This is a genomic window from Sphingomonas bacterium (genome assembly GCF_903644135.1).
In the GTDB taxonomy this organism is placed as follows: Bacteria; Pseudomonadota; Alphaproteobacteria; order Sphingomonadales; family Sphingomonadaceae; genus Sphingomonas.
Window position 1 is genome coordinate 1 of record NZ_CAHJXA010000027.1, and the last position, 16,125, is coordinate 16,125.

At 66.1% G+C, this 16,125-nt stretch carries 14 protein-coding genes; 4 read left to right on the forward strand and 10 right to left on the reverse strand.

Translation table 11 applies throughout. The features are described 5' to 3' along the window. A partial coding sequence (locus HUU96_RS02935; protein ID WP_174291368.1) for a serine hydrolase domain-containing protein occupies positions 1-263 on the reverse strand: 263 nt, incomplete at its 3' end. Beyond that, positions 263-1,093: a TonB-dependent receptor domain-containing protein gene (locus HUU96_RS02940; protein WP_174291369.1), complete on the reverse strand. Its 831-nt coding sequence runs from the start codon at positions 1,091-1,093 to the stop codon at positions 263-265. The genes HUU96_RS02940 and HUU96_RS02935, both read right to left, overlap by 1 nt. 193 nt (positions 1,094-1,286) lie before the next feature. Between HUU96_RS02940 and HUU96_RS02945 the strand changes: the two genes are divergently transcribed. Beyond that, on the forward strand, positions 1,287-2,921 hold the full coding sequence (locus HUU96_RS02945; RefSeq protein ID WP_174291370.1) for a class I adenylate-forming enzyme family protein: 1,635 nt from the start codon (positions 1,287-1,289) through the stop codon (positions 2,919-2,921). 38 nt (positions 2,922-2,959) lie between these two features. Here the strand turns inward: HUU96_RS02945 and HUU96_RS02950 are convergent, their stop codons facing one another. Together HUU96_RS02950 and HUU96_RS02955 are read right to left on the reverse strand one after the other, a co-directional pair. Then, positions 2,960-4,822, reverse strand: coding sequence for an AMP-binding protein (locus tag HUU96_RS02950; RefSeq protein ID WP_174291371.1), 1,863 nt, complete (start codon positions 4,820-4,822; stop codon positions 2,960-2,962). Then, positions 4,812-7,004 carry a TonB-dependent receptor gene (locus HUU96_RS02955; RefSeq protein ID WP_174291372.1) on the reverse strand — a complete coding sequence of 731 codons (2,193 nt, stop codon included), beginning with the start codon at positions 7,002-7,004 and terminating at the stop codon, positions 4,812-4,814. Before HUU96_RS02955 ends, HUU96_RS02950 begins: the two co-directional genes overlap by 11 nt. Positions 7,005-7,225: 221 nt before the next feature. Between HUU96_RS02955 and HUU96_RS02960 the strand changes: the two genes are divergently transcribed. Further along, positions 7,226-8,164, forward strand: a complete 939-nt coding sequence (locus HUU96_RS02960; RefSeq protein WP_174291373.1) for a LysR family transcriptional regulator — start codon at positions 7,226-7,228, stop codon at positions 8,162-8,164. On the opposite strand, the gene HUU96_RS02965 is transcribed toward HUU96_RS02960, so the two are convergent. The 3 genes from HUU96_RS02965 to HUU96_RS02975 form a co-directional block, all read right to left on the reverse strand. After that, a complete protein-coding gene (locus tag HUU96_RS02965) occupies positions 8,133-8,873 on the reverse strand; it encodes an enoyl-CoA hydratase/isomerase family protein (protein ID WP_174291374.1) in 741 nt (246 codons plus the stop codon). The genes HUU96_RS02960 and HUU96_RS02965 overlap by 32 nt on opposite strands. Further along, positions 8,870-10,063: an MFS transporter gene (locus tag HUU96_RS02970; RefSeq protein WP_254604927.1), complete on the reverse strand. Its 1,194-nt coding sequence runs from the start codon at positions 10,061-10,063 to the stop codon at positions 8,870-8,872. The genes HUU96_RS02965 and HUU96_RS02970 overlap by 4 nt, the downstream gene beginning before the upstream one ends. Before the next feature lie 116 nt (positions 10,064-10,179). Then, positions 10,180-11,049 carry an enoyl-CoA hydratase-related protein gene (locus HUU96_RS02975; RefSeq protein WP_174291376.1) on the reverse strand — a complete coding sequence of 290 codons (870 nt, stop codon included), beginning with the start codon at positions 11,047-11,049 and terminating at the stop codon, positions 10,180-10,182. A gap of 173 nt (positions 11,050-11,222) precedes the next feature. Between HUU96_RS02975 and HUU96_RS02980 the strand changes: the two genes are divergently transcribed. Continuing rightward, positions 11,223-12,749, forward strand: a complete 1,527-nt coding sequence (locus HUU96_RS02980; protein ID WP_174291377.1) for a class I adenylate-forming enzyme family protein — start codon at positions 11,223-11,225, stop codon at positions 12,747-12,749. A 10-nt stretch (positions 12,750-12,759) separates the two neighbouring features. Here HUU96_RS02980 and HUU96_RS02985 read toward each other — a convergent pair whose 3' ends face one another. Beyond that, positions 12,760-13,386, reverse strand: a complete 627-nt coding sequence (locus tag HUU96_RS02985; RefSeq protein WP_174291378.1) for a TetR/AcrR family transcriptional regulator — start codon at positions 13,384-13,386, stop codon at positions 12,760-12,762. Positions 13,387-13,466: 80 nt separating this feature from the next. On the opposite strand from HUU96_RS02985, the gene HUU96_RS02990 reads away from it, so the two are divergent. Next, on the forward strand, positions 13,467-14,495 hold the full coding sequence (locus HUU96_RS02990; protein WP_174291379.1) for an SDR family oxidoreductase: 1,029 nt from the start codon (positions 13,467-13,469) through the stop codon (positions 14,493-14,495). Positions 14,496-14,504: 9 nt separating this feature from the next. On the opposite strand, the gene HUU96_RS02995 is transcribed toward HUU96_RS02990, so the two are convergent. Both HUU96_RS02995 and HUU96_RS03000 read right to left on the reverse strand, forming a co-directional pair. Then, the gene (locus HUU96_RS02995) at positions 14,505-15,323 is read right to left on the reverse strand and encodes an SDR family NAD(P)-dependent oxidoreductase (RefSeq protein WP_174291380.1); all 819 of its coding nucleotides are present in this window, start codon (positions 15,321-15,323) and stop codon (positions 14,505-14,507) included. 1 nt (position 15,324) lies between these two features. Further along, positions 15,325-16,059: a glutathione S-transferase N-terminal domain-containing protein gene (locus HUU96_RS03000; RefSeq protein WP_174291381.1), complete on the reverse strand. Its 735-nt coding sequence runs from the start codon at positions 16,057-16,059 to the stop codon at positions 15,325-15,327. Positions 16,060-16,125: the final 66 nt, after the last annotated feature.

Genomic DNA, 16,125 nt, shown 5'->3' on the forward strand with positions numbered 1-16,125 from the left:
AGCATATGCAGGCAGATCGCCGCCATCCCTTTGCTGCTCGAGAAGACGACGACGCTCGTCTTCTCCTCCCAAGGCTTTTCGCTGTTGCGGTCGGCGGTGCCCCCCCACAGATCGACCACCGCTTTGCCGTCGAGATGGATCGCGATCGCGGCGCCGAGTTCGCCACGCTCGTCGAAGTTCCGCCGGAACTCTTCCGCAACCTGATGGAACTGCGGATCGCAGAAGCCTTGCACCAAGTCTAAAGCCGTCATCGAACCTGCCATCAAAAAGAGAAAGAGAGCCCGGTGCCGAAGCTGCGCCGCGGCAAATAGTTGACGGCGCGTGACGCCCCCACCAGGCCGGTGAAGACGTTGACGCCGGTTTGCACGGTCCGGTCGGTGATGTTGTTGATGTAAAAGAATGCCTTGAACCGCTCGCTCGCCGGTCCGAATGACGCAGTGGCGTTGAATAGGCCAACCGGTGTCTGTGAGATCAGCGCCGTATTGAACTCATTGAAGTAAATTCTGCTCTTATATGAATACTCGCCACCCAGCCGCGCGACATACCCGTCGATAGGTTCGAACTTATAGTCGATGCCCAGATTGAGGCTGACCTTGGCGACGTTGGGCAGCTGCTTGCCGGCGAGGTTCTGCAACGGGCCTGCGACCGGTCCCGGGATGGTCGCGCCGTTGGAGAATTGCCGAATCTTTGGGTCGAGATAGCCGATGTTTGCGCGCAGCTGCAGCCCTGTCGCTGGGGTGGCGACGATCTCCGCCTCCGCTCCGTTGATCTCCGCCTTGGGCGCGTTGACCAAAGTGGCGACGGTGCCGATCAGTTGCGACAGCTGGAGGTCGTTGTAGATGCTGTGGAAGATCGCGGCATTGATCTGGAGGCGATGGTTCAGGAAGCTCGTCTTGGCGCCGGCCTCGAAGCTGCGCACACGCTCGGTCCGGACGGGCGTGGCCTGGAGCGCCGCCAAGTTGATCGCCGGGTCCTTATACGCGGTCGCGTAATTGCCGTAGACGAGGATGTCCGGCGTCAGCTGCCCTTCGAACCCGACCTTGAACGGCACGAAGGACGCCTTGGCATGGTTGGGTGAATTGACGACGTTCAACAAGAAACGGTTGTCTGGCCACGCAGGGGACCACTCTCAGGGCGGGGGTCGATATGGCGGTGTCGTACGGTTTTCGCTTTTGTACGCCGCGCACCGACAACGACCTTCATGATCTCGGCCCGCCGCCAGCCTGTGCCCGAAGCAACCGACATGGACTTTCGGAACCGGTCGTCCGCCCCAACCGCCGCGAGTGATGGAAATGCAGACCGATCGACATTACGCGCATCTCGCATGGGACAAGCTGGCTTCCTGCGATGACACAATCCCGGCGCTGCTCGCCTGGGGCGCTGACACTTGGGGCACGACCGAGCTGCTCGTTCAGGACGAAGTACGGCTGACCTACGCGGACGCCGAGCGACAATCCGCCGCATTTGCCGCCATGCTGCTCGGACATGGGATCGGCAAGGGCGCGCGGGTCGGGGTCCTGTTGCCGAACGGCGTCGAGTTCCTCGTCACGTGGCTTGCGATCGTGCGCATCGGTGCCGTCGCCGTTCCCATCAGCACGCTTTCGAGCGCGGCCGAGCTCGCGCGTATCCTGCGTTCGTCCGGCGTATCCCTCTTGGTCGCGATCGACCATTTTCAGCGCACGCGCTTTGACGAGCGCCTCGAGGAGACGCTGCAACTCGCTAGCGACAGCAACCGCATCGTCAGCGATGTGGTTCCGCTGTTGCGGTCGGTCTGGCTCTGGCGCGGCCGCGCGGCCTGGTCCGTCGAGATCGACCTCCGTCCCGAGGGGGAAGTCCCAGACGGTGTCGTCCTCTCGGCGCAAGCCGGCGTCACTCCAGCCGACGAGGCGACGATCATCTATACGTCGGGTTCGACCTCCGAGCCGAAAGGTGTCCGGCACAGTCATGGCGCTTTCATGCGCTCGTCCCGCCGCTGGGCAGCGTCGATGCCGTTCCAGCGCGACGACCGCTTCTTCGCGAATGCTCCGATGTTCTGGGTCGGTGGTCTCGTGACGGGGCTTCTGTCCGTGATGCACGTCGGTGCCACGCTCGTCACGAGTACCAGCTCTGACCCGGCTGTGCTGCTGGACATGATCGAAGGCGAACGTTGCACACTGCTTCAGCTCTGGCCGTTCCTGACACGGCGTCTCGTCGCACATGAGAGTTTTGCAACACGCGACTTCCCGGCGATGCGGGCGGCGACGGACCTGGCGTTCGTGCCTCCCGCCCGCCGCCCGAACGGACCCAACCTTTTCGGGCTCGGCATGGGAATGACCGAAACCGCGGGTCCGCACGCGATTGCGATGGAGGAGGGCGATGCCAGCCCCGAAGGTGCGATGGGCTTGCTGAGCCCCGGCATGGAACATCGCATCGTCGACCCGTACATGGGAAGGGCGCTACCAGAGGGCGAACACGGCGAATTGTTCGTACGTGGCGATACCATGATGCTCGGGTATGTCGGACGCGAGCATGCCGACGTCTTCACGCCAGATGGCTGGTTCGCCACGGGCGATCTCTGTTCTCTGATCGACGATCACGTCGTCTTTCACGGTCGCGCGGACACCATGATAAAGACAGCAGGCGCGAACGTCTCGCCCGCGGAAGTGGAGGACGCGTTGCTCCGGGTCGGCGGCATCGCCGAGGTGTGCGTGATCGGTTTGCCGGATGCCGAGCGAGGCCAGATCGTCGGTGCGATGATCGTTCCCGCGGACGGCGTGGTTCTCGATCCGGGGGAGATCGCCCGGCACGCCAAAGCGCTTCTGTCGTCCTACAAGGTGCCGCGCCGCATCTTGATCGCGACGACGATTCCGCTGACCGCGACGAACAAGGCGGATCGCCGCGAGGTCAGAAACCGCCTGGAGAGCGAGGGTTCGACAATCTGACATTCTTGGTGGCCGGATAGCCGGTCAAGCGCATCCCATCACGCGAGAATGACAGCATCGTCCGGCTCGGCTGCGTAAAGCCGCGCGACTTGGTCGGGTCGGAGCCGCTGTACCGCGCGCTGATTGACATAGCCCTTTTCCGCGATCTCCTCGCCGGCGGGGGGCATGTCCAGCACGAGCAGCCGGGCGACGCGCCGCGAGCTGCCGCGCGCCACGGTGTTGTAGCGCGCGACCGCCGCTTGCAGATGGGCGCGGACCGTGGAATGACGGCCTAGCGTTCCAGAGTCCGCGAGCGCCAGCGTTTCCGCCGGGCGCAACCACAGCAGTGCGCCGACATCCTCGCGATTCTCGCCCGTGATGACAGCTTCCTGCACGATCGGTGCGAGTGCTTCAATCAGGGCCAGGCGTAAGGGTCCGACCGCTACCCACGTACCCGACGCAAGCTTGAAATTCTCCGAAACCCGGCCGTCGAAGGAGATCCCGAGCCCGGGCTTGTCCGGGTCGGTCAGGACGGCGGCGTCACCGGTCCGGTAGAAGCCTTCCTCGTCGAAGGCCGCGTCGGTGGCCGCTCGATCCCCAAGGTAGCCGGGCGTGACCGTATCCCCCTTCACGCGAATCTCAAGGCGGTCGCCGACCGGGGCGAGCTTAACCGTCACGCCGGGAAACGGCAGGCCGATCGGCCCGATCTCCTCCATCGGCCGGCTCGTCAGCGTGATGCCCTGCGTCTCGGTCGCGCCGTATTTGGTGATGATCGGGATCTTCGCGCCGGTGGCGGCGACCGCCAGCCGCTGCAGCCGGTCGAACAGGTCTTGGCTCAGGCCCGCCGTCGCATAGTGCAGATATTTGAGGCGCGAGAAGAAGCCGTCTCGCAACACCGGATCGGCTTCCATCGCAGCCGCCAGATGCATGAAGAAGATCGGCGGCGAACCATAGTCGTGCGGATGGATTTCGTGGAGGTTGCGGATCGTTTCCTCGAATTGGCCAGGGATCGGCCGTCCATCGTCGATGTAGAGCGCCGCCCCGTCGTTGATGACGTCGCCGATCAGGATGTTGTTCGGACCGACGTGACTCCACGGCATCCACGAGAGATAGGCGTCGCCCGTGACGTTACCGGCATCGCGGATGTACAGCGTATCGTGTTGCTGGATTACGGCGCACAGCATGCGCTGGGTCTGAATGACCGCCTTGGGCCGCCCGGTCGAGCCCGAGGTGAAGATCGTCTTCGCATGCGTGTCCGGCACGATCGCGTCGATCGATGCATCGAGCGACGGGCCAGGGTCGGTCGCGAGCAGCGTGTCCAGGCCGATGCTGAAGCCGTCAGCCTCGGCCTCCGGCGTCACAAAGATCGTATCCCCGCCATCGATCGCTTGCATTGCAGGGCGATACGCCGCCGCATCGTCCGCGAAGACGAGGCGCGGGCGGCAGATGTCGACCGCGTGGCGGAGCTTGGCGAAGTCGCCGTTCGCCCAGAGGGAGAAATTACTCGAGATCGGCGCGTAAGGCGCGCGCGCCATCTGCGCGGCCAGGATGAACAGCATGTGTTCCGCCGAAGGCCCGGACAGCACCATCAGTGAAGCGTCGGGGCCAAGCCCGCGATCGATCAACGCCTGCGCCAGTGCCCGTGCGCGCTGGAGCGCGTCCCCGAAATGGAGGATCTGCCAATCCCCCAGCGCCCCGCCCGGCAGGCGTTCTCGTCTCGCGACGAACGGCCGGTCCCAATACGCATGTGCGCGGGTCTGAAACAGGTGCGGGATCGAACGCGGCGGGGGCGGCATATCATAGGCCTGCTCGATCAGGATCGTGCCATCGCCACGCCGGAGGACGCTCGCTTTTGGCGGCCGGATCGGCAAGGCCGCATAGCCCGCGTCGCCAACGCGCAGGTTGGGACGATCAGCGTCCATAGCTCAACCGTATTCCGAAAGTACGTGGTCGGGCGAGAACCTGGGTATCCGCCGTCGCGGAGGACACCGTCGTCAGACTGTAGGTTTCGTCCAGCAGGTTCTCGCCCCAGATCGCGATGCGCAGCGACGACGGACCTGGCCTGAAGCTGATCTCTCCGTTGGCGAGAACATAGGGTGCCTCGCGCAAGCGGTTGAGCGTGTCCCAGTAAGACCGGCCGGAGTAATAGAGGTTACCGACGAACCCGACTTCGCCCCGCCCGACCGGCACGCTGTAATCGATTCCCGCGTCGGCGGTGACGAAGGGCGTGCGGATGATGTTCCTGCCCCCGACATCGCATACCGCGGAGCGGTTGCCGCCGATCGGCGTGCCGGTTCCAGCGACGCAAGTGGTCGCCACGGCGGGATCGGCCGTCGTGGTTGGAATCGTCACGACCGCATTCGGGAAGTCCCGATAGGTGCCGTGCAGTGCGGACATGCCCGCGCGGAGGTTCAGTCGCCGCGTCGGTCGGATCGAGAGTTCCGCTTCGCCACCATAGATGCGTGCGCTACCCGCGTTCTGGAGAATGGTGGCGAGCGTCACCGGGTCGCGCGCATTGCTCTGCAGATTGCGGTAATCGGTATAGTAGCCGGCGATGTCGATGCGCAGCCACGGCAGCGGATCGGCCTTGATGCCCGCCTCGTACTGCTTGACGTTCTCCGGCTTGACCGCCTGGAGCGCGGCCTGCGACGCGGAGGCGCTGTTGAACACGCCGCTTTTGAAGCCCTCGCCATATTTGGCATAGAGGTTGAGCCGTTCGTTCGGCCGGAACTGCAGAATCGCGGAGGGCGTGAATTTCTGGAAATTCGCGCGGTTCGCGATCGCGTTCACGGGTCCCGCGTTGATCTGGACATCGATCGCAGCCTGCTTCGTCTCGTTGGTGTAGCGTCCGCCCAGCGTCAGCGATAGCGCGCGGGTGACCTTGTAGGTACCCTGAAGGTAACCGGCATAGCTGTCGGCGGTCATGCGCGGCACGAACGTGGAGGTCGACAGCGCGCCGATCACGCCGGCGGTCGAGACCGGTCGCGAGAGGATCACGAACGGGTTCTGCCCCGATACGTCGTGGAAGTACACGAACCCGCCGATCAGGCTGAGCGGTCCACCGCCACGCGTCGCGACGTAGGTCTCATGGTATACGTTGCGCGAATATTGCGGGTACGTCAGCGTCGCGATCGACGCCGAAGACGCGTCGGAGTCGGCTGCGATCTCCAGATGGTTGGTTTGCCACCCAGTAACGGAGGTGATCGTTGCACCCGCCAATGTCAGGATCGCGGTGCCCGAAACCGATGTCTGCCGCAGCGTGTTGTACGGATCGATCGACAGCGCAGCGGTATACGGGGCGGCCCCGTAGATGGTGCCCGGCACGCGGCGCGCGATGGTGTTGCCGTCGAGCGGGCGATAGGCTTCTCCGGTCGAGTCGTTGTTCTCGACATGTCCGACCGCGAAGCGCAGTTCGAGGTTTTCGGTCACCTTCGCCACGATCTTGGAACGTACGGCGAAATCGTCGAGCTTGGCGTAGCGCGCGCCCGACACCACGTCCCGGATATAGCCGTCGTCACGGTGCGCGACAAAGGCGATGTCGCCAGCCACGTTACCGGACCCCGCCGCACCATAGCCCTTGGCGATCACTTCGTCGAAGCGGCCGTAGCTGAGCGAGAGGGCACCAGTCGGCTCGACGGTGGGCTGGCGCGTGACGATGCTGATCGCACCGCCGGTCGAGTTGCGCCCGAACAGCGCCCCCTGCGGCCCTTTCAGAACCTCGATCCGATCGACGTTGTTGAATTGCAGATCGGCCGCCGGGATGAAGGATTGGTACACCCCGTCGATATAGATCGGCACCGCCGATTCCTCGCCGGCGCTAGTACCTCGCGTGCCGATGCCGCGGATAGTCGGCTGCGGCGAGAATACGGACTGCGTGAAGTTCAGGCCCGGCACCACTTGCGTAAGTTGCTTGGAGCCGTCGATCCCGAGCCGCGTCAACTGGCTGCCGGTGAACGCGGTGATCGCGACGGGTACGTCTTGCAGTCGTTCCTCGCGCCGTTGCGCGGTGACGACGATATCCTCCACGCCAGGATCGGTCAGCTCGGCTGACGCCACCTGGCCGGGAGCGGCACCGTCGGTCGGGGCGGGGGGGACTTGTGCCAATGCCGGAACCGCAGCGAGCATCGCGAACGCCCCGCTGCTCAGAAAGTACGCCAGCCTCTGTGAACGCCGATATTCAGACATCTCTCTCTCCCTGGGGACTCGCTGAGCCCGTATCGGCGCTGCTCGTGCGGCAGCGTCTTCGATCGGATGGATTGTCTGCCTGATCGTCTACTGTCACAAATCTGTTGTGTCTGATCAATCATAGGCGTTACGGATAGATCATGGCGCAGATCTTCGATCCCAAGCTGGCGATCAACTTTGCCGCCGTCGTGCGCAACGGTTCGATCACGGCGGCGGCGCGGGCGATGGGGCTGGCGCAGCCATGGGTGTCGGAGCAAGTCCGCAAGCTGGAACTGCAAGTCGGCGAGCGGCTGCTCGAGCGCACGTCGCGTCACATGGCACTTACCGAGCCGGGAAAACGGTTTCTTCCGCTGGCGGAAGCGCTGGCGGAAGCCAACGAGGCCGCGCAACGCTTCGCGGCCGACATGCGGGTGCGTGGCGACCGGCTGATCCGTGTCGGCGCCACCGACTTCACGATCGGTCTGGAAGAACGGCTGTGGCTGATCGATCGCGTGATCGCGCACAGCCCGCGCGCCGAAGTGGAGATTACCGGCGGCAAGCCGGGTGATCTGATCGCGTGGCTTCGCGCCGGCCAGGTGGACGTCGCGCTGGTGCATTTCTCGCCCGCGTTCGATCTCGATGGTCTCGATGCGCTCGGGTTGGGTCCTCGCTATGCGCATGCGCTGGTGCCGTGCGGGGATGCGCTCGCCGATCGCGATGCGGTCACGCTCGCTGATCTGGCGAAGCGCCGGATCATGATATCGCCCGGACGGAGTGACAAGCCGGCGCGCAGCATGGCGCTCGCGCCGCTCGAGAAACTGGGGACCGAGTTCGTACCCGCACCCGACGAGAACCGGCAGTCGATCGCCACCTTCGCCGCCCGGCAGCGGCTGATCTGCTTCTGGTACTATCGCGAACGGCGCGAGCGGCATGCCGTCGGATCGCAGATCTGCATACCCATCGAGGGGTGTCCGTTGCGGACCGAGATGGCGGTCGTGCGTCGTCACGGGGACACGCGGGGCAAGATCGTGCGGTTCTGGTCGGCGGCCGAAGGTCTGATCGCGCAACTCAGTGCCGGAAACGCGCCCGACGCATGGTGACGAATGCGGCGCGCTCGCGCGCGAGCACGGCTTCGATATCGGGTTCCGCTTCGTTGGCGACCAGCAAGGTCTTGGCATGGCGGGTCGCCTCGCGATCGAACCCCGCGATCCGCGCCGCCAATGCCATCGCCGCGTCCCGCAGCATCTCCTCCGGCACGACTCGTGTCACCAGTCCGATCCGCAGTGCCTCGGTGGCCTCGATCGTGCTTGCCGAGAGGCAAAGGTCGCGCGCGCGGCCATGCCCGACCAAGCGGGCGAGCAGCGCGGTCGCGCCGAATTCGGGCATGGTGCCGCGCTCTAGGAACGGGAAGGCGAAACGCGCACCGGCCGCCGCGATGCGGATGTCGGCCGCGAGCACATGGGTGATGCCGAGTCCGATCGCGACACCCTGAACGGCGGCGATCACCGGCTTCGACCCGGCGAGCAGTTGCACCCAGCCGGTCCCCGCCGCCATCGCTTCCGTGGCCATGTCGGGCCGGCGCCCCGTCTCGGAATCGCGCGGTTCGGGCGATGCGCGCAGGTCGGCCCCGGCGCAGAAGGACGGTCCGTCCGCCGCGATGACGATCGTGCCGACCGCGGCGTCGTCGTTGGCCCGGCGGACGGCATCCGCCGCCGCGCGGTACGTCGCCAGATCCCAGGCGTTGCGGCGCTCGACGCGCTGGTAGACGATCAGCGCGACATCGCCTTCGCGACGGTAGGCGACGGTCATGCCCTTGCGCGCATTGTCTTCGCGACGCGGGCAAGCACCGCGATGGCAAGCGGCACGGTCGCGATCGTAAGGACGGACAGGGCTTCGCCCAGCCCGGCCTTGCCGAAGACATGGTCGGTCAGCAGCCCGACGACGGTCGGGCCGATCACGGTTCCGATCACGGTTATCAAGGCCAGGAACAGCGACGAAACGCGTCCGCGCAGATGATCGGGCGCGAACAGTTGAAGCGCCGCCGCGGCATAGGCGACGAAAGGGAAGGTGAGGCAATAAAAGGCGAAGCTCGCAATCAGGAAGCCGGTCAGTGTCGGCGCACGAAAGGCGAGCAGCATCAGCGGTGCCGACACGAGCAGACCGACGATATGATAGCGCGGATGCGCGTCCTTCACGCCGCGCGCGTAGAGCCGATCGACGATCATCGCGCCGCCGATCTGTCCGAGCAGCCCGGCGGCGAGGTTCTGCACGCCAAGCGCCAGCCCGACTTGCGCCGCGTTCATGCCATAGCTGCGCATCATAAACGTCGGCACCCACGTGACATAGGCGACCGCGACGATGTTGGTGCAGCCGAAGCCGACCGGCAGCAGGACGAAAAGTCGCCAGTCACGCCGTAGCAACGCGCCGAACGAGATGGCATGTCGTACCGGGTTCGCAGCGCCGTTGGCAGGACGGTCGCGGGCCGGTTCGCGCATCAGCAGTGCGAGTGGCAGCAACAGCAAGGTCGCGGCACCGACCGCGAAGAAGACCGCCTGCCATCCGCTCACTGCGCCGATCAGCGGCAGCGAAACGGCACCGCGCTCCGCCAGCGCGTGCACGACAGCACCGCCGACCAGCAAGGCTAACCCTCCCCCGACGATCGCGCCGACCGTGAACACCGCCATCGCGGTGGAAAGGCGGTGTCGCGGGAAGCTGTCCGCGATCAGCGCGTGTGCCGAGGGAGTAAGCGTCGACTCGCCGATGCCGACCCCGGTCCGCCCCATCGCCAGCATCGCGAAGTTACCGGCGAACCCCGTCAGGAACGTGGCCGCTCCCCATAAAGCGACGCCGATTGCGGTGATGACCCGGCGCGGCCAGCGATCGACCGCAACCCCGGCGGCGAGCCCCACCACCACGTAGAACAGCCCGAAAGCCGGGCCGAGCAGGAGGCTCATGTGGAAATCGTCGATCGCAAGGTCTCGTTCGATCGGCGCCACCATCAGGTTTATGATGACGCGATCAACGAAGGAAAAAACGTAGAACGCGAACAACACGGCCACGGTCACCCACGGTGATCGTATCAAGCGCGGTCGCGGGGTCAGACCGGTGCAGGGTGTCATGCCGTCGCCTGCGATGCGCGGTCGGCAAAGACGGGTGCGCGCTTTTCCACGAAGGCGGCAATGCCTTCGGCGAAGTCCGGCGTGACGATCGCGGCGCGAAGTTCCGCCGCCGCGCGGTCGAGCGATCGGCCGAGGTCATGAATCGTGGCCTGGAGCTGTCGCTTGATGACCGTCGCCGACCGCGGGGATACCTCGCGTGCGATCTCGCGCGCCATGTTGGAAGCGCGCGACAGGAGCTCGCCGGGCGGTACGACATCGCCGACCAGCCCGATGCGCCGCGCTTCGTAGGCGTCGATACGATGTCCGCGAATCAGCAGGTCGGCGGCGGCGGCGTGCCCGACCAGATGAGGGAGTATCACCGCGATGCCGTTTTCGGCGATCAGCCCGCGCCTGCCGAAGCCCGCCGCGAACCGGGCGTCATGCGCCGCCACGCGAAGATCGCATGCCGTCGCCAGCACGAGGCCGGCACCGGCGCAGGCTCCTCCGATCGCGGCGATGACCGGCTGCGGAACGGCCATCGGCAGGAGATAGCGCGTGCGCGTACCCGGCGGCGCGTCCGTCATAGCCGCGAAGCGGGGATTGTCGGCTTCAGGGGGAACCGACAGCGCCGTAATACCACGGTCCCGGATGTCCGCGAGCCGTTCCATGTCGCCGCCGGCGCAGAAATGCCCGCCCGCTCCGCATAGCACTATAACCCGGACAGCGCTGTCCGTGCCCGCAGATAGGAATGCGCTTTCCAGTTCCCGGCCCATCGCATTGACAACCGCGTTGCGTCTATGCGGGCGATCAAGCGTGATGATCGCGATGGCGCCGTCGCGCTCCACGCGCACGAAGGTATCGTCCGCAGAAATTGGGCTTGTCGCCATCGTGCCTCTCCGGTGGGAAGCATGCGCCACCGCGCATCGCCGACGCCATCCGTATTGCCGAGTGCAGTATCGCGATCCGCGATGGACGCCAGGGGAGAACAGCTTGGCGGCGGGCGTCCGTCTTCCGTATCATGTCGCGCTACGCACCTGGAGCGGGCGGAAGGAGCAGGAATTTGACCGATCTGGCGGCTTTGATCGAAGGCGTGATGGCGGTGGAACCCGATGCGCCAGCGGTCGAATGGGAGGGGCGCTGGCTCGATTGGCGCGGACTCGCGTCGCGCATCGCTGCCGTTCGCGCCGTGCTGGACCGCCTGGAACTGCCGCAGGGCGCGCGCGTCGGCATCATGCTGCGCAACCGCCTGCCGCAGCTGCAGGCGCTGTACGCGGTCGTGTTGCGCGGCGACTGTCTCGTCACCGTTAACCCGACCTACCCCGATGCTGTCGTCGCAGCAGATATCGCAGGCCTCGACCTAGCGGTGGTCATCGCAGAACTCGCCGATCTCGAACGGCCGGGAATGGAGGAAGCGCTAAGCCGCACCGGCACCGCGGTGATCGCGCTGCCTGGGGCATGGGAGGGCGAACCGCTGCTGCGGCATAGTCGGGAACCGGGCGCGGCCCGATGTCCCGCGACGCCCGCCACGATGATCGAGATGCTCACCAGCGGCACGACCGGCACGCCCAAACGGGTCGCGCTGACGCGGCGCGCCTTCCGGGAAAGTTTCGAGGCGACGCTGCATTACGAGCACAGGAGCGGCGATACCGCTCCGGTGCTGAGGAGTGGCGTGCAGATCCTGGTCGCGCCGTTGACCCATATCGGCGGCATCTGGAGCGCGCTCAACAGCGTCGCTGGCGGCCGGAGGATCGTCCTGCTGGAGAAGTTCGCAGTCGCCCCCTGGCACCGCGCGGTGGCGACGTATCGACCTGCGGTCGCGGGCGCGACTGCGGCGGGTTTGCGGATGATCCTGGACGCCGACTTGCCGCGCAAAGACTTGGCCTCGTTGCGAGCGCTGATCGCCGGAACGGCGGCAGTGGACCCCGCGACCATCGATACGTTTCTCGATCGCTACGGCATTCCGGTATTGACCAACTACGGTGCAACGGAATTCGCCGGGCCGGTCGCGGGCTGGTCCTTGCTCGATTTCAAGGCGCATTGGGGTGACCGGCGCGGCAGTGTGGGCCGTCTCCATGCCGGGGTGGAGGCGCGGGTGGTGGATGCCGCGTCGGGTGCCGTGCTGCCGCCGATGGCGGACGGCGTGCTGGAGCTCCGCTCGACGCAATTGCCCGATCCCGACCGCTGGTTCCGGACGACCGATCTGGCCCGGCTGGCCGAAGATGGATTTCTGTGGATCACGGGGCGCGCCGATGCCGCGATCATCCGTGGCGGCTTCAAGGTGCATCCGGCCGAACTGGTCTCGGCGTTGGAAGCGCATCCCGATGTGCGCGAAGCGGTGGTGGTCGGACTGCCGGATGCGCGGCTGGGTGCGGTCCCGGTGGCGGCGGTGATGCTTCGTGCGGGGGTCTCGGCACCGGCGGACAGCGAACTCGATGCGTTCCTGCGCGCGCGGCTGCTGCCCTACCAGCTTCCTGTGTTCGTCGCGGTGGTTGACGACGTACCGCGCACCGGGTCGATGAAACCGATTCTGCCTGACGTGGCCATGCTGATCGAGCGCCTTCGGACGCAAGGCGACAGCTCGTGCTGACGGCGCGCATTCATTCGCGGATCCGGCCCGGCCACGCCGCCAGCGCGATATCGACCATGGCGTCGAGTGCCGCCGCATCCGCGCCGTCGATCGCCTGGACCGACATGCCCTGCGCGACTGCCGCATAGAAGCGTGCCAGCGCGTGGGCGTCAGTATGCGTAGGCACCTCGCCGATCCGCTTCGCTTCCTCGATCCGCGCGATGAAGCCGTCGAACGCCGCGGCGCGGTGCGCGGCGGCGGCGTCGACCGCCGCATGCTGGTCGGCCGCGCAACGCAGCGAACCGGTCGAGATCATGCATCCACGCGGCTGGTCGCCGCGCGTGAATTCCCGGGCGGCGTTGCGCAGGAAGCGTTCGACCATGCTAAACACCGACGTATCGGAGGCCGCCGGCTGTTTCGTGCTGGTCCGGCGACCATAACGATCGAGCGCCTCGCGATACAGCGCCTCCTTGCAGCCGAACGCCGCGTAGAGTGTCGGCGGGGTGAAGCCCATCGCCTCGGTCAGCATCGCGATCGACGTCCCCTCATAGCCGTGCCGCCAGAATAGACCGGTCGCAGCATCCAGCGCCGCGGCACGGTCAAACCGGGGCGGGCGTCCGCGCCGACGAACAGGCTGTAATACGGGAGCGTTTGACATCACGACAGGCTTTATATAGCGATCATAAAGATAAATCCATCGCCCTGACGTACGTGCCGGGCGACCCACAGGAGCATGCAATGGCCGAAGACATAGCGCCGGGTACGGTACTCGTCACCGGAGGATCGGGCTATCTCGGCAGCTGGATCGCGGTCGGCCTGTTGCGGCGGGGCTATCGCGTTCGAGCGACGATCCGCAATCTGGCGCGGCAGGACGAGGTCCGCGCGATGATCGCGAGCGAGGTTGATCCCGGCGATCGCTTGTCGTTCGTCGCGGCCGACCTGCTGAAGGACGACGGCTGGGACGCGGCGGCGCAGGGTGCCGATTATGTGATGCACGTCGCATCGCCGATGCCGATCGGCGAGTTTCGCGGACATGATGTGATCCGCCCAGCGCGGGAGGGAACGCGCCGCGTCCTCACGGCGTCGGCGAAAGCCGGTGTGAAGCGGGTCGTGCTCACCTCGTCCATGTCGGCGGCAACGCCAAAGGATAAGGAGCGGCAGGTGAGCGAGGAGACGGTCTGGACCGATGTCCCCGACAAACCCGCCTTCAACTACGCGCGCGCGAAGACGCTGGCCGAACAGGACGCCTGGGCGTTCGTGCGGGAGGAGGGTCGCGGGATGGAGTTGGCGACCGTGCTGCCGAGCCAGATCCAGGGACCGGTGCTTGGCAGCGATTTCTCCGCCTCGGTCGGCGTGATCGCGATGATGCTGCGCGGCAAGATGCCCGTCTTGCCACGGATCGGCTTCGGCATCGTGGATGTGCGCGACCTCGTCGACATCCACATCCTGGCGATGACCGAACCCCAGGCGGCGGGCGAGCGTTTCCTGGCGACCGGCGACTTCCTCTGGTTCACCGACATCGCCCGCATCCTGCGCGAGAAGCTCGGTGCGCGCGCGGACAAGGTGCCGACGCGCAAGCTGCCCGATCTGGTCGTGCGTATCGGGGCATTGTTCAACCCGGAGATGGCACAGATGGCACCGAACCTCGGGATCCAGACGAAGGCCAGCATCGCCAAGGCCGAACGCCTGCTCGGCTGGAAGCCGCGCCCGGCCGCGGAGTCGATCGTCGATGCGGCCAACAGCCTGATCGCGCATGGATTGGCTTAGGTCCGGATCCTAAGCGGGCCCCGTGCGGTTACGCTGATCGGCGAACGCCTTGAGAAAACTGGGCGCGCCCGAACCGGCGCTCAGGCCGCCATCGACGACGATATTGGCGCCGGTCACGTAGCTCGCCTCGTCGGACGCGAGGAAACACATGACCGCCGCGATCTCCTCCGGGCGCCCTCCGCGCCCGAGCGGCACGCGCTCGGCATATTCGTGCGCGAGATACTCCATCTTCTGCAACGCGACATTGGGCGGGGTCAGTGTGAGGCCGGGCGATACGCAGTTCGCGCGAACGCCGTCTCGACCGTATTCCAGCGCGATCGTCCTAGTCAGGTTGATGACCGCCGCCTTCGCCGCGTTATACGCCGCCTGACCCGGATCGCCGCCCAACCCGGAAGTCGAGGCGGTGTTGATGATTGCGCCGCGCGTGGCGATCAGATGCGGCAGCGCCGCGCGCGTTCCATGGAACACGCCGTCGAGGTCGATGGACAACACGCGCCGCCAGTCGGCGGGATCGAGTTTGCCGACTCGCCCCAATACCCCGACGCCCGCGTTGTTCACCAGGATGTCAAGCTTGCCGAACCGGGCGATCACCGCCGCGATCATAGCCTCGCACGCCGCCGCGTCGCCGACATCCGCCGTCACCGCTACGGCGCGATCCTCGCCAAGCGTCGTGACGCGTGCCGCCAAGGCGGTCGCATCGACGTCGGCTAGCGCCACTAGCGCGCCCTCGCTCGCCATCCGCTCGGCGACGGCCCAGCCGATGCCGGAGGCCGCGCCAGTGATGAGCGCGACCTTGCCCTCCAGGCGACGCGCGGTTCCACCCGGCATGTCAGCCCTCCGCTTCATCGTTGCCGGCCTGCGCGTGCTGGCGCGCACCATAGAGCCCGGAATAGGTTTTCTCGTCCATCTTCCTGGTCATGCCCGCCTGCACCACCTCGGGCCGCAAGCGATCGGTGAGCAGCGTCATTCCCGTCACCACCGCCGGGCGCGCCGCGATCGCGTCGCCCCAGCGTTCGAGCGCGGGTCGCGGCTCGGTCGAGACCAGCTTCATCGTGTCCCACCAGGGATAGACCGCGATGTCGGCGATGCCGTACTCGTCGCCCGCGAGATATTCGGCCTGTTCGAGCCGCTGGTTCATGACGCGCATCAGGCGGTTCAGTTCGCCGGCATAGCGATCGATCGCGAGCCGGATCTTCTCGGGAGCGTAGAAGCGGAAGAACGCGAATTGTCCGGCCATCGGCCCCACTCCCGACATCTGGAACATCAGCCATTTCAGGCATTCGATCCGGGCGCGGGGGTCGGCCGGGATGAACCGGCCGTATTTCTCGGCGAGATAGATCAGGATCGCACCGGATTCCCACACTGGGATGGGCGCGCCGCCCGGTCCATTGGGATCGACGATCGCGGGCATCTTGTTGTTCGGGTTGATGGCGAGGAATGCCGGCGTGAACTGGTCGCCGGCGAGGATGTCGATTTCGTGGATCACATAGCGAGCACCAAGTTCCTCCAGCATGATGAGGATCTTGCGGGCATTGGGCGTGGGGCCTGCGTAGAGGTCGATCATTGATGGTCTCCGTCTGGGGTCGGGCGTGGAGGGAGCGGACGGCCGTCGTGCGTGGGCGGGTGGCGG